Raw genomic sequence first — 13,348 nt, 5'->3', positions numbered from 1 at the left:
CAAACCAACTATTTTTTTATGACGCTATCACTTATTCTGCTGTCACTTATTCCGTTGTTACGCATTCATTACACAAGCAATTATTTCTTGATTAATCCAGCACTTTTATTTTTCGAACTGTGACTATTCGCTTCCGTATTTTTTGAAGTGGTATTTGTTTTTTCCAGTACCGGACTTTTTTGAAAATCAGGATACAACTTTAATACTTGCAAAGTATTTCCACGTTTGAGCACCGCTTCGGTCTCAGTCAAACGAACCAAAGTTTGTTCACCAAATTTTCCATTTAACTTAACAGCCTGCCCGTCAATAATAGCTAATTTTCGGTTTGCGCCAATTAAAATTGATTGCAATACTGGACCCGTTGTTAGCCCTTCTTCATTCGCCTGTAACAAGCGAGCAGGCGGTTTGGTCGGGTCAGCTAAATCTTGTGCCATGAGCTGCTGTGGACCTAACAAAAAAAGGGCCAGCAAAACGTATCCGGGAAGCGCTTCAACTTTGTGCAAAACCCATGCTAGAGATTGAGCCATTTTTTCTCCAGACTTAAAGTAAAAAGATGCAAGCTCAAACTCGCTTTAGGATACTCAATCACTTTCAATGAGCTCTTACTCCAGTACACACGCTCTGGCATAGACTCCAATTCACGCATATAGCTCAGCATATCTAAATAATTACCCTGCAAGATAAGCTCAACCTCATGTTTATAGATACTGCGTTCATCAATTCCACCGCCCTGCCCCGGATTCGCAAGCAGACCTTCCGCGCCAACAGTTGCAGTCGTGCTTGCCCCACCGGTGCTGGTGTCCGAAGCACTAGCCACGTCCATCAAATTGACCACCGGCAAACTACGCAGTGAAATCAATTGCAATCGCTTGTTTCGTCTCAAGATGTTTTCTAATAGAGCATCCATACGTTCAGGACGTACCAGATTTTTGTGTACGCCAGCCAGTTCAACGTCCATTTGTAATAGGCGATTGCGGACATCTGCAATTCTTTGCTTCACTTCAGCATCAGGATCTGTCTTAATTGCAGCACTACGCTGTGCAATTTCCATTTGCAATGCACTATTTTGTAACAGATCACTTTCATGCTTGAGTTTCAAGATTTTCTGCTGTTTCAATTGTGGCTCTAAAACGAAAATATTGCCTAAAAACAGGAGCAATATTCCAAGCGCAACAAATACGATCACGCGCTCTCTTTTACTCAAAGCTTCAAACTTAGCAAGGAATAATTTCCACTGTTGATTCATTTCGATTTTGCCTCTATCACGGCTTTTTCTTTCACTTCCGAAGAATGCAATTCAAATTCTAAATACGGTGCATCGTTATTTGTTTTTTTCGTGTCGGTGGCAGCAGCACTTACACTTGCCGCCGCAAGCTCTAAACCAGGTCTTTGCATTTCGAGCGCAGAAAACGTCTTGCCCTGCATGATTTTCTCACGCTTTAGTTGTGCAACGTACAAGGGTAATAATTCAGGTTGCAATGTGCGCCCCTGCAATACCAAATCGTAGCCAGCCCCCTCTAACTTAAAACCAGTCAACCACAAATTAGTGGGAATTTGACGAGCAAAAGCCGTCAGATAGGCCGAGTAACCATCGGTATTGCCAAAATTTGTATTTTGCAAAATTTCAGTAATTCTTTGGCGTCTGCGCAAAGAATTTTCTATCGCTAACAACTCCGCTTCCAGCCGAACATTTTTTGTTTTTGGTACTTCTGCATTTCGTAGACTCGTGACTTGCGCCGTCAAATTTTGAAATTGCTGCGCGCTCAGGTCTGCCGTTTTCTTCAGCTTACTAGTCTGTGTCATCAGAAAAAAATACCCGATCAGGATCAGTAGTACGATCCCAAGCAAGGAAAACAGCAAATTATTCGGAGTAAAAAAAGTGCGCTGTTTTAGTAAAGATGAATTAAATAAATTGATCTGCTGACTCATGTTAATTCCTCTTCTTGGCGCAATGCTGCACCAATAATGTAGAAGAATGCTTGTTGTCGTTCAGCATTTTTTAATTCTGGTATCTTGTCCAAACGAACTATGCTTGCCAGATCAAGTACTTCAACTGGTAAATACATATTCGCCGACAAAAACACTCGCAATGATTCTGCGATATCGCCTAAGGGTGCCAACATCAATTTGGCCGTCGTAATGTAATTATGTTGGCGATCAAAATGGTCCAAGGAGCGCTGCAATTCAAGGGAAACGCGCTCAAAACTGAGGTTGCGCTCATCTTCATTGGTTTTCTGCAAATCTTGCAAAGTAATATCGAGCTTACGTGCCAGATACAACTCCCCAGCAAAGGTCACGGTTAACAAACCACCGGCAGCGTCAAAAGACAACATTGCCAAGCCGCGCCCTTCTGGCTCCATTCGTGCGGAAATATTTCTTTGCGCCATCTCAGGCACATCGATCAGACTTAAAGGTAATTTTGCTTGGGAAAACAGATTTTGATTTTTTATCAGAGTCTCATTTTTAGAGACCACTGCAATCAAAGATTGGTTACGCCCACCGTTCGCGATATCACCAGGCACTTTGAATACATCAAAGCTGGCCATATCGATACTGTAATCCAACAGTTCCTTGAGTCGCCAACGCAATGCACTTCTCAACTCATCGGCGGGTACATTCAAAGCGTCTATAGCGAACCATTGATACTCTTCGAACCGTAATTGTAATAAACAGGTCTTGTTACGAACGGGTGTTTCTTTAGCCAGACGCTCAAGCAAAATGCTCCAGCTTTGATTTTCTTGTGGGTAAAAAGATAGAAAATCTAACACAGGCAAGCTGGCAATTTCATGTCGAACGCAGGCCGAATACAATCCTTCGTATCCAAGACCAATCGCCACGATGCCAGCACTTTGTTTCTTACGTGAGAATAATCTCATGCATACAGTCCAATTCACCAATATTGCTTGACGTTAAGATAATAAGAGCTTGTTGTCAATCTTTGCTCATTCTTTTGTTGTCGGAATGATGACTTTATTCAGACACAAAAAAAGTGACACCTGAATCAGCGCATCAGTGCACTTCCCTAAGGTAAATAAATTCATTGGCTTTTTTGTAAGCGCCAAATTTGACTTTCGCTTCAGGATTCATCTGCGTGACACCACCCCTCCATGGAAACTGCAACCATGATGGCACCGGCAAAGCCAAATCGAAATAACCACTATTACCTAAACCCGGTTTGGAAAATTTCAATTTACTATCTCCTGCGACAAGTTTCCCAGTTGCACTCACCGTAGCTGTGGTTTCGCTTGCACTTAGGTGATTTGCTCCTGTTTCTGGAAAAAAGCTTAAGCCTGTTGCCGCCGTCGGTGCTGCGATCGGCGTACAACTATCATCCACATTTTTTACCCAAAGGTTACCGATTCTATGCTCAGCGTAAAACGGTACGGGCAAATCTAACATTTCCGAACCATAGCCATTTTGCAAGCGCATACGCCCATAACGTTGCCTGCTGCTTCCTACTAGCGTGGGTGTAGCTGCCGCAGGGACTTCTCCATCGGTGGGCGCCACGTAAACGCCAATTAGCGTTTCATTGCTTAAGGCAGAAGGTCGGGTGATTTTGTGCCACACTGGCACCTGAGCGGATGCACTTGGCGTCGTAGTCGCTCCTGCAAACCAGCTACCAATTGGTGCAACGGCTCCTGTCCCGATAGACGATCCCGCTGGAGCGCCAGTTATCGTAAATTGATAGCTGCCGTAATTCGTCAAATCCAATTTAGCAAAAGTATCGGTGTAATTTCTTGTCGTTCCTCCACTACTATTTTGTGCAGTAATCACAAATAAGGTCTTAAAACCATCCTGACCAAAGTAAGTAAAAGGTGTAATACCTGGCAATCCCAGACTACATGCCTCAGTCAAACTCGGACTACTAATTTGAAAACGGTCGGGTATAAAACGGCCAAAATGTGCACTCACCGCACTATTCCCAAACTTGCACCCATACTTACCACCCACCAAAATATTAGAGGCATCATTAGTGCAATCGCCATTCGCGACGTCTCCCGATCCAGAATTCGTCACGAAATCGTCGTCATAGACACCTAAAGCTTTAAAGCGGAAATACCCAACTTCGTTATAGGTAAATGTGGTTCCAATCGCATTATTACCAGTGGCGCCATTGGCTGCTGAAAATAAACCGGAAAGCGTCCCTGTGCCAGGTGCTGGCACACCACCATTGGCTGTGGAAGGTACGCCTGTCCACTCTAACAAACTAGTATTGATCTTGGGTGTGCCATCGTAGCCAACTACCCCCGTCGAAGCATTCAAAGTGAAATTACTGCTTCCCGCGCGAAGCACAGTCGAACCGGCGGTAGATAAACCATTAGAGTCATTATCGGCTGTCGCATTTGACGATATCGTACTAATAGTTTTTGGGCGTACCGTAAAAGTATCAGAAGAACAGGCTGTCACTGGCGAGCTAACGCCGGTTTGCTGCACTCGGCATCTGAGCTTCTTATTGGCAGCGGCCAGCACAATATCTGTGAGTATAGATTTCCTGCCATTATCGACCGCTGCAAAACTTAAGGCCTGTGTGGTGCCGGCCAGGGCTGGTGCAGCCAGACAACTGCCTGCGGTATCGTCATACAATTCAACATTGACGTTCCCTGTAAAAGCGGTGGCAATCGCTCCAGAGGCCTGCAAAGCCAACACATCAAACTTAAACCCAGTTGCGGTCAGTTTGGTATACAGCGGGTTGCGATTAGTCGCAGTTACAGGATTGTAATAAGTCGCTCCCATCTCCATGCATTCAAAACTTGTCACGCATGGTGTATTGGCTATCGTAATAGAACAAGTGGCTGACGCAGTTCCAGCCAGATTCGTGCATTTTGTTCCATTCAGTGGCGCTTTGCTCAATCCAGATCCGAGCATAGTGTAGGTGCCAGCCGAGGCAGCCGTCGCTTGCAAGACCATGTTCATGGAACTAGCAGCACTACCCAAAGTGAAGGTCGATGGGGTAAAAGTGACCCCAGTTGCAGCTGGCGCGAATGAGACCGAACCAGTTAAAGTTCCGGTATTCACAACGCTGAGAGCTGGGCAAGGAACCGTCGATGATGTGCAGGCCAGAACAACGATGTTTTCGGGGCAGAGCGTAGCACTACCATCGTGTCTGATTTCTATATGATCGTAGTCGGGTACTGCAGTACTACCAACGACAAAGTCATAACTAAAATTATAGGTTCCAGGCGCTGTAAAATCGAATTCAATTCCTATCCCTGTGTCCTGCAAAGTGGTTGTGATCGTATTGCTCATTGGATTCGTTTGCAAGACTGAGCAATTAGGATTGCCATTGGTAAAGAAAGTATTCCAACCCGCTGCACAAAAGGCACTAAAAGTGCCATTGCGTTCCCGAAACGACTCTACTATGCCAGAAGCAGGCAATGTAGTACTAGAACCACAAGGTGCGCTGTAGGTACCAACGATGCGCTTGGTTCCAGAGACGTTTAGACCACAGCCACTATCACTGCCCCCAAGATAAGTATCAAACACATGGTAGTAACGCACCGGGTTAGCTGCGCTCACCGGATACAGTGCAGGGATAACTAAAGTAACTTCCGCCGTCAAAAAATCATTTGGCGTAGTGTATTTCCAAACAATGCTTACTTGCGGGCCAGCGGTAATACCCAGATTGCTTGTTGCCGTTTGCAAAACACCTGCCGTGGTTGGATTGGCGGGGCTAGCGGCCGTAATACTCGACGTACTATACATGCCCCCCGATGGGTTAAATGTAGACACTGTATGTGAGGGGCCATAAACACGGGTATTCGCTCGGATGAATACGCCATTATCCAAATTATTACTCGGTGGCGTTGCGGTGGGGCTATATACTTGTCCCGTGTTATTGAGTCGACGAACCTGGATTTTACTTGTGCTATCTATATAGAAATGTAGTCCATTGGTCGCTGTGGTTCCCCCTGTGCTATTAAATTCAATCACCGTTTGTGCCGACGCAAGATTCGTCGTCCATGCCAACAGGATCAGCGATGTCAACAAACAAGTCCGAACTAGAGCGGCACTGGCCTGCGCAAAGACACGCAGAATAACTTGGGATATATATTCAGAAACAAGCATGATCCATCCTTAGTATCATCAAGGCATTTACTGCAAGCGAAACAAACTACAAATCAACTACATGGTGGATCAGTTGCAAGGCCAGTGATACCAACACGACAGGTATTCAGGCTTGCAATGAGCCTACGTTCTACAAAATCAGGCTTTGGCATAGTCGCTGGCGATGCCGGCGATGCGTAGCTAGCCGTCGCGGTCACTTGATAAATTCGAATCGTGTTGTTACCTTCAACTGCAACTGTCATAACGCAGTCGACTACCACGCTAAAACCCTGCAAAGCTCCGCCAAATGTTGGCGAACCCATATTCGGGGCGCAGCCTGCATAAGGAGCACTGACGGCGACCGTGTTTTCTGGTGACAGTATTTGATAGGTCGCCCACTCTATCCCCGCATTCGCCGCATGATATGCGCGCACCCCCATCACATCTTGTGTCGAGACAGTGCGTTGCGACATATAAATCGACAACATAAATGCCCCCAATGCAGCCAACACGACCAACAGAAAAATGGCCGACACCAGAGAAAACCCCTTATTGCGCTGAGGTAGGGGAATAGGAAAATACTTATGGCACATTATTGATATTCACATCTTGATAAAGGCTAACAGACTCATTTAGTTTCTGAATACCCAAACGTATCGACAACAGGCCATTGCGTTCAACCACACCAGCAGAATAATTAAAACTGCAACTAGAGACATTTTCTGCCAGAAGTGCCTGAGTCGCTGCGCCCGACCATACTGGACAAGCGCTTGGTGCACTTGTATTAATGCCGTAGCCTGAGACCCGAAATAGTTTTCCGATGCCATTCTTGTTTGCGTCAACACCGGCATTTTCACAAACAAAGAAAACCGCAGCACTGCTACCTGATAAAACATAAAATCGCTTCGATGGAGAGTCCAAGGGGTTTTGAATTTCCGTGCTCAATTTGATCAGATTCAAGCTCGTACCTACGCTATTGATAACGCCGCGATAGCCAGGCTGATAGGCATCTGCACCCGGAATGCCTAAGTTATAAACAACCAAAAAATCGCCATTAGCAGGTAAAGAATTTAAGTTACCCAAGACGTCAAACTCATTACCGGAAGTTGCCTCGGTCAAAAACACTTTACCTGGCGCGGCAGAACGATAGCGCCCACCATCTTTGGTTTGTAAAAATTCAACACAATTACTATTCGGATATCGAATGCTATTTGGCAAAGCTAGGTGCAATTCACGAGACATCCTGCGTACTGCCGTATTCGCGGCATCAGAAATTTCCGCGCGTCGGACCAGATCCTGATATTGGCCAATAGGCCTGGATACAAAATTGGCCGCAACCATGGCGAGAATGCCGCCAATCAAAATAACGACTATGAGTTCGACCAGCGTAAATCCAGAAGTGGAGCAAAACCAATTCTGACCAGTAAACGACCGTATATCTACTTTATGCTTATTTTTTTTCGATGCGTCAATTTGAATGAAGTGCATCATAGAGTCTTGTACTTCTTTTTTCATTAAGGCACCGTCCTTGGTGCATACCGATAGCGGTAGCCTGTTAATTTCACGTTCACCGCATCGGCACCCGCACCTGTCGTGACAGTGACATCAATTTGGATGCGATCTCCGCCTAAATCCGCGGTTTCAAATACATCTGCTTGATAGTCCTGCAAACCAGGAGTCACTTGATTTTGAATATCAACTATAGGTTTCATGCTAAAGCCATGATAGTCGCCAACATTATCAAACCTAGGATTCCCGTATCGGGTTTCGCCCGAAGTGCTACCGAGACCTTGAATCAGGCTTGCGCAAGCCCCAGCACTAGTCGCCGTCGTTGCGTTAGCATCATCCGGATCACAGTAGGTAAAAGCTTGCAATTGAATTTCTTCCAGTAGAGATTCGGCGATAGCCAAAGCTTGCTTCTCTCGCATGGGATCTGAACTGGTGGCATTCGTCAATCCCATCACGCGCAGGACACCGATCACCGCCACACTGACTATCACCATAAAGAGAATTAACTCAACCAGCGTCACGCCCCGCATGGTCCTGGATAAATGAGTAGTTTTAGTGTACATAACCAGTCTCAGCCTCAACCCGTATCGTTCCAACGACGGTACTACCATCTTGTTGCACCACTATCGAGTAAGCCAGATTAGGATTGGGACTTCCTAATGGTGTAAAAGCAAATGACTGCGAACTGGTGAACGCCACGTTCGCAGGAGCAGACTTTTTATACCAAACTTGATCGTTAGGATCAGCGACCGGTGCGCCGCCGTCAGTTGAGCAATCATTATTGACACTGACGTAGGTCAAACAAATGAATCCTGTAGTTTGATTCAACTGCACCCATACATTGCGTCTCTGAGCAATGGCAGTTTTTTGAGCATAGCGGATCATGTTTTGCGTCTGATCAAAAAATCCTCGGGCATCAAATTCTGTTTTGCTGGTAAATCGGGGAATTGCGATTGCAGACAAAATACCTAGTACAACGATCACCGTAATCAACTCCACCAAGGTGAAGCCATGCGTAAATTGTCGATCAGGATTTTGCATAATGAGATTCTATCGTCGCATGTAAAGAGAGGAAAAAACACACAGGCGTCGAGTTATCGTCTTCCAAAATTGACGGAGGGATTAGCCTCAAGCTAATCCCTTGACGATTATGCGCAGTTTGCTGCGGTCAAACCTGCATTGCTATAAGTCGGAGGAAAACCCGCTGCCGCTGGAACAGTATAGGTCACCGCACAAGCGACATGACTTGCATCAGCGGATACTGTAAACACGGTAGCAGAAGTTACAGTCAATACAAAATCAGGTGTAGACAAACCTGCTGCAACAGGAATTGATGTCAACGCTGTAGTTGGATAACTGTTTGCCATTGGCACCACTGCACCTTCCATTGTCACTGAGGCCGCTGGCGCTAATTGCTGCGTCAACTGTACGGAGTGAGCCAAGGCCGCTCCCGCTTTCAAGGACGCTAAAGCGCCATTCATTTTTGCAATACGTGCTTCTGTTTGCAAAGCGGCAAATCGCGGTAAAGCAACTGCAGACAATAAACCAAGAATAGTAATAACAACAATCAACTCAATCAAGGTAAAACCAGCTTGTTTCTTATTCATAAAATTTCCATTAAAAATAATTCAATCAGCAAAATGCAAATAAATACTCACGCATTTAATTACAAGTACATCATAACAAAAAAATATATCTCCAAACATCAAGATATGTTGGTCTAGAGTGGAAAGCTCTCTACTTTCGCAATGCTACTTTGCTCAGGTCCCAAATCGGCAAGAAAATACCCAAGGCTAAAACCAAAACCATGACACCTAAGGCAATAATCAAAATTGGTTCGATATTCGCAGACAAGGTTTTTAACTCATATTCGACTTCCCCTTCGTACATGCCTGCAATCTCATCCATCAATTCATCAAGAGCACCAGTTTCTTCTCCCACCGCAATCATTTGCAGTACAACGGGCGTGAATATACTGGTCGCCGTGGCTGTTCGCAAAATACTATCGCCGCGCTCAACGCCATCACGCATTTGCTCTACACGGCTGGCAATGAAAGTATTATCAACCGTATTGGCAACTACCGTCAAAGCTTGCACTATGGGTACCCCACTCTTGCTGGACAAAGCAAAACTACGGGCAAAACGCGCTAAGCTGGCTTTTAGAACGATGCGTCCAAAGATAGGAAAATAAAGTATTCTCTTATCCCACCAAAAACGACCCGCCCGTGTCGCCAGATAACTCTTGAATGCAAATATTCCAGCAATTGCCACGCCAAATATTAACAACCAATAATCGACAAAAAATTCAGACATACTCAGCAAAAACCGGGTCATCACAGGCAATTGCGCATTAAATCCCGCAAACACTTTAGCGAACGCAGGAATAACAAAAATATTCACAACGATCATCGCAAGCAACATCACTATCATCACAAACATAGGATACCGGAGTGCAGTTTTGACCCGATTTCGCATGTCGCGCTCAAACTCAAGGTGATCCGACAATCGCAAAAATATGGCATCAAGTTGTCCCGTCATTTCCCCAACTTTGACCATACTGATAAAAAACATACTAAAAACGGTGGGATGCCTGCGCATCGCTGCCGATAATTCCCTGCCTGAATCGAGCGATTCTCTCAAATCTCGAATTACCTCTCGAAATGCCCGACTTACCGCCGACTCTTGCAGTCCAGTCAGTCCACGCATAATGGGAACACCAGCCCGTATCAAGGTATATAACTGGCGGCTAAATAATTGCACATCCAATTGTTGAACCTTACTCTCAAACAAGCTCTTCCACCATGGCAGCCCCTGATTGATCTTCGGTTCTTTGGTCTCCTCAATTTGAGTTGGTGACACCCCCATCGTAAATAATTGACGCGCCACGTCATCAGCATCTGCGCTTTCAATAACGCCCTCAACCAAATCACCGCGCGGGTTTCGCGCTCTGTAAGCAAAAAATGGCATGCTTCAACCTATTCTTCAATTTGATTACTAATTCGCATTGCTTCACTAACCGTCGTCACACCGCTCAGTATCAAATCAATTGCATACTTACGCAAAGTATTACCCGCCATTTGTGCTTTGGCTGCTTCAATAAATCGTTCATTGTCATCTGCATGAGCGGCATCAACCACGGCTTTCGTCATTTCAAGCAACTCATATACGCCCATACGACCACGATAACCAGTGCCATTGCAATGACCACAACCCCGACCGGCAAAATATTTGTTGTGATCCACACTATCATGCATATCCAGGCTCAACCACTCACGTTCCGATGCCGTTAAGACATGCGCTTCGCGACAACTCTCACAAATCACTCTGATTAGTCGTTGCGCAAGCACTGCTTGCAGTGAACTCCCCATCATGTACCGTGGCACACCCATATCAAGCAAGCGAATAGGTGTGCTGATCGCATCGTTCGTATGCAAAGTCGATAACACCAAGTGACCCGTCATAGCAGCGCGCATGCCAATTTGTGCCGTTTCTTGATCGCGCATTTCCCCCAACAATAAAATATCTGGATCTTGTCGCAAGGACGCGCGCAGCACTTTCGCGAAACTCAATTCAATCTTTTCGTTCACCTGTACCTGATTGATTCCTGGTAGTCGATATTCGACCGGGTCCTCAACAGTAATTAACTTACTATCTTCTTTATTCAACTCGGCCAACGCACCATACAGTGTCGTCGTCTTACCGCTACCCGTCGGTCCAGTGACCAAGACTAAACCGTTTGGTCTGTGGATAATCGAACGAAAACGTTCCAGCATACCGCGCGGCATGCCTATACGATCCAGATTCAAAATACCGCCGCTTTGATTCAACAGACGCATCACGATCGACTCACCATACTGAGTCGGCATCGTCGAAATACGCACGTCAATCTGCTGCTGACGCACTTTAATCACAAAGCGCCCATCCTGCGGCAGACGCTTTTCCGAAATGTCCATTTCGGAAATCAACTTCAAGCGCAATGCCAGTGCACTCGCGATCTTGATGTCAGCTTCTGTTTGTAAATGCAAAAGCCCGTCAATTCGAAATCGAATTAACAATCGTTTCTCTTGCGGTTCAATATGAATATCCGACGCACGAACTTGTGTTGCATCGTCAAAGACCGATTGCAATAGTTTCACGACTGGCGCGTCTTCAGTACCGGTCGACGCAACCAATCCTGCAAAATCGACGTTGGCATCAGTCAGTTCTTGCTCTAACTCCCTCGCTAAATCAGTAATCGCCTCGGTATGACGATAAAGATTATCAATCGCGGCCAACAAATCATTCTCGTTCACCACCGCCAACTGTATGCCTGATTTTAAGATGCGACTGATCTCGTCGTAAGCAAACAAATCGGTGGGATCAACCATCGCGACCAAAAACACGGACTCCAACTGCTCCAGAACAATCGCGCGAAAACGGCGCGCCTGCAGCTCTGGCAATTTCTTCACGACGTCTGGCTTAATATTGTATTGTTTTAAATTGACGAAGCTAATGTTCAATTGACGTGCCATCGCTTCAGAAATCTGATCCTCCGTCACAAAGCGATTTTCGACAAACAAACGTCCCAATTTACGTCCAGTACGTTTTTGCTCGGCCAAAGCAAACTGCAACTGATCTTCGGTCATCAATTTTTGTTGTAATAAGATTTCACCTAAACGAATTTTTTCTGGCCTTGCCATTCACTTCCCCCTGTTTGATGACTAATGTAACGAATTAGTGACAGTGTCAACTTAATTGAATAAATATGCAATTTTCTGAACAGCCGTAAGATACCGTGCAAAAGATAACTAAATCTGCCTACAATCTGGTTTATACACACTGTAACGATTCTATGGGAAAAACCTATGTTTTCAAAAGTCCATGAGGTAGCAAAACAACTGAATCGGGTCATTATTGGTAAGCCCAAGCAAATACAGCAAGCACTGGTTTGTCTATTGGCGGGAGGGCATTTATTGATCGAAGATGTACCAGGTGTAGGCAAGACGACTTTAGCACATGCATTGTCCATCTCTTTAGGGCTCAAGTTCAATCGCATGCAATTCACCTCAGATTTATTGCCGACTGACGTAATCGGCGTATCTATTTTCGAGCGTGAAAAAAGTCAATTTGTATTTCATCCTGGACCTATATTCACGCAAGTTTTATTGGCAGACGAAATTAATCGCGCTACACCAAAAACACAATCTGCACTATTAGAAGCGATGGAAGAACAACAGGTCAGTGCCGAAGGACAAACCCGCCTGCTGCCATCGCCGTTTTTCGTGATCGCGACGCAGAACCCTACGCATCAAGTTGGTACCTTTGCACTCCCCGAATCGCAGCTAGATCGTTTCCTGATGTGTGTTGCGCTTGGCTATCCCGATGCACAAGCTGAGCGCGCCTTACTCATGGGTGAAGACAGACGAACTTTACTCAAACAATTGAGCGCAATCATGCAACCTGCGGAACTCTTGGAAACCCAAGCCGCAGTCAGAAATATCCATGCGTCTCCGGCTCTGATTGATTATTTACAAAAACTCGCGCAAGCTACCCGTGAATCGGGCTTGTTCGCAGAAGGTATGAGTCCTCGCGCAGCTATTGCCTTACTTCAGGCAGCGCGCGCTTGGGCAGCACTGGAAGGTCGTGATCATGTGCTACCCGAAGATATACAAGCGGTACTTATTCCGGTCATCGCACATCGCCTGCGCCCTATCAAGGCGATGCACAATAAAGCCAGTGCCAGTGCCGACTTACTCACACAGCTGATGCTCAAAGTCGCTGTGCAGTGATGGCTCAATCGCGAACACAACCAACA

13 protein-coding genes are annotated in these 13,348 nt (G+C 45.7%); 1 reads left to right on the top strand and 12 read right to left on the bottom strand.

What is annotated here, in order from left to right:
• Positions 1 to 80: 80 nt before the first annotated feature.
• From AC1RR2_RS12690 to AC1RR2_RS12635, 12 genes are all read right to left on the bottom strand, one after another.
• A complete protein-coding gene (locus AC1RR2_RS12690) occupies positions 81 to 527 on the bottom strand; it encodes a hypothetical protein (RefSeq protein ID WP_493222627.1) in 447 nt (148 codons plus the stop codon).
• Positions 512 to 1,246, bottom strand: coding sequence for a type II secretion system protein M (locus AC1RR2_RS12685; protein WP_493222626.1), 735 nt, complete (start codon positions 1,244 to 1,246; stop codon positions 512 to 514). Before AC1RR2_RS12685 ends, AC1RR2_RS12690 begins: the two co-directional genes overlap by 16 nt.
• Positions 1,243 to 1,929 (bottom strand): PilN domain-containing protein, encoded by a 687-nt coding sequence (locus AC1RR2_RS12680; RefSeq protein WP_493222625.1) that lies wholly within the window; start codon positions 1,927 to 1,929, stop codon positions 1,243 to 1,245. The genes AC1RR2_RS12685 and AC1RR2_RS12680 overlap by 4 nt, the downstream gene beginning before the upstream one ends.
• Entirely contained in the window at positions 1,926 to 2,876 is a 951-nt protein-coding gene (locus AC1RR2_RS12675) for a type IV pilus biogenesis protein PilM (protein WP_493222624.1), read from the bottom strand. Before AC1RR2_RS12675 ends, AC1RR2_RS12680 begins: the two co-directional genes overlap by 4 nt.
• A gap of 133 nt (positions 2,877 to 3,009) precedes the next feature.
• Positions 3,010 to 6,066 carry a hypothetical protein gene (locus AC1RR2_RS12670; protein WP_493222623.1) on the bottom strand — a complete coding sequence of 1,019 codons (3,057 nt, stop codon included), beginning with the start codon at positions 6,064 to 6,066 and terminating at the stop codon, positions 3,010 to 3,012.
• 53 nt (positions 6,067 to 6,119) lie between these two features.
• Positions 6,120 to 6,638, bottom strand: coding sequence for an agglutinin biogenesis protein MshP (locus tag AC1RR2_RS12665; RefSeq protein ID WP_493222622.1), 519 nt, complete (start codon positions 6,636 to 6,638; stop codon positions 6,120 to 6,122).
• Positions 6,628 to 7,560, bottom strand: a complete 933-nt coding sequence (locus AC1RR2_RS12660; RefSeq protein ID WP_493222621.1) for a type IV pilin protein — start codon at positions 7,558 to 7,560, stop codon at positions 6,628 to 6,630. The genes AC1RR2_RS12665 and AC1RR2_RS12660 overlap by 11 nt, the downstream gene beginning before the upstream one ends.
• Entirely contained in the window at positions 7,560 to 8,117 is a 558-nt protein-coding gene (locus AC1RR2_RS12655; RefSeq protein ID WP_493222620.1) for a type IV pilus modification PilV family protein, read from the bottom strand. Before AC1RR2_RS12655 ends, AC1RR2_RS12660 begins: the two co-directional genes overlap by 1 nt.
• On the bottom strand, positions 8,107 to 8,595 hold the full coding sequence (locus tag AC1RR2_RS12650; protein ID WP_493222619.1) for a GspH/FimT family pseudopilin: 489 nt from the start codon (positions 8,593 to 8,595) through the stop codon (positions 8,107 to 8,109). The genes AC1RR2_RS12655 and AC1RR2_RS12650 overlap by 11 nt, the downstream gene beginning before the upstream one ends.
• A gap of 107 nt (positions 8,596 to 8,702) precedes the next feature.
• Positions 8,703 to 9,161, bottom strand: coding sequence for a pilin (locus AC1RR2_RS12645; protein WP_493222618.1), 459 nt, complete (start codon positions 9,159 to 9,161; stop codon positions 8,703 to 8,705).
• A gap of 130 nt (positions 9,162 to 9,291) precedes the next feature.
• Positions 9,292 to 10,521 (bottom strand): type II secretion system F family protein, encoded by a 1,230-nt coding sequence (locus tag AC1RR2_RS12640; RefSeq protein WP_493222617.1) that lies wholly within the window; start codon positions 10,519 to 10,521, stop codon positions 9,292 to 9,294.
• Positions 10,522 to 10,529: 8 nt separating this feature from the next.
• Entirely contained in the window at positions 10,530 to 12,233 is a 1,704-nt protein-coding gene (locus AC1RR2_RS12635; protein ID WP_493222616.1) for a GspE/PulE family protein, read from the bottom strand.
• Between the two features lie 165 nt (positions 12,234 to 12,398).
• On the opposite strand from AC1RR2_RS12635, the gene AC1RR2_RS12630 reads away from it, so the two are divergent.
• A complete protein-coding gene (locus AC1RR2_RS12630; RefSeq protein WP_493222615.1) occupies positions 12,399 to 13,322 on the top strand; it encodes an AAA family ATPase in 924 nt (307 codons plus the stop codon).
• Positions 13,323 to 13,348 lie beyond the last annotated feature (26 nt).

This window comes from Undibacterium sp. GW821-FHT11H02 (assembly GCF_058808015.1).
The sequence above is the reverse complement of the archived record's forward strand: the minus strand, read 5'-3'. Positions and strand labels throughout refer to the sequence as shown.

Coding starts and splice junctions, on each gene's coding strand:
- AC1RR2_RS12690 (WP_493222627.1), bottom strand. CDS start 527: ATGGCTCAATCTCTAGCATGGGTTTTGCACAAAGTTGAAGCGCTTCCC.
- AC1RR2_RS12685 (WP_493222626.1), bottom strand. CDS start 1,246: ATGAATCAACAGTGGAAATTATTCCTTGCTAAGTTTGAAGCTTTGAGT.
- AC1RR2_RS12680 (WP_493222625.1), bottom strand. CDS start 1,929: ATGAGTCAGCAGATCAATTTATTTAATTCATCTTTACTAAAACAGCGC.
- AC1RR2_RS12675 (WP_493222624.1), bottom strand. CDS start 2,876: ATGAGATTATTCTCACGTAAGAAACAAAGTGCTGGCATCGTGGCGATT.
- AC1RR2_RS12670 (WP_493222623.1), bottom strand. CDS start 6,066: ATGCTTGTTTCTGAATATATATCCCAAGTTATTCTGCGTGTCTTTGCG.
- AC1RR2_RS12665 (WP_493222622.1), bottom strand. CDS start 6,638: ATGTGCCATAAGTATTTTCCTATTCCCCTACCTCAGCGCAATAAGGGG.
- AC1RR2_RS12660 (WP_493222621.1), bottom strand. CDS start 7,560: ATGAAAAAAGAAGTACAAGACTCTATGATGCACTTCATTCAAATTGAC.
- AC1RR2_RS12655 (WP_493222620.1), bottom strand. CDS start 8,117: ATGTACACTAAAACTACTCATTTATCCAGGACCATGCGGGGCGTGACG.
- AC1RR2_RS12650 (WP_493222619.1), bottom strand. CDS start 8,595: ATGCAAAATCCTGATCGACAATTTACGCATGGCTTCACCTTGGTGGAG.
- AC1RR2_RS12645 (WP_493222618.1), bottom strand. CDS start 9,161: ATGAATAAGAAACAAGCTGGTTTTACCTTGATTGAGTTGATTGTTGTT.
- AC1RR2_RS12640 (WP_493222617.1), bottom strand. CDS start 10,521: ATGCCATTTTTTGCTTACAGAGCGCGAAACCCGCGCGGTGATTTGGTT.
- AC1RR2_RS12635 (WP_493222616.1), bottom strand. CDS start 12,233: ATGGCAAGGCCAGAAAAAATTCGTTTAGGTGAAATCTTATTACAACAA.
- AC1RR2_RS12630 (WP_493222615.1), top strand. CDS start 12,399: ATGTTTTCAAAAGTCCATGAGGTAGCAAAACAACTGAATCGGGTCATT.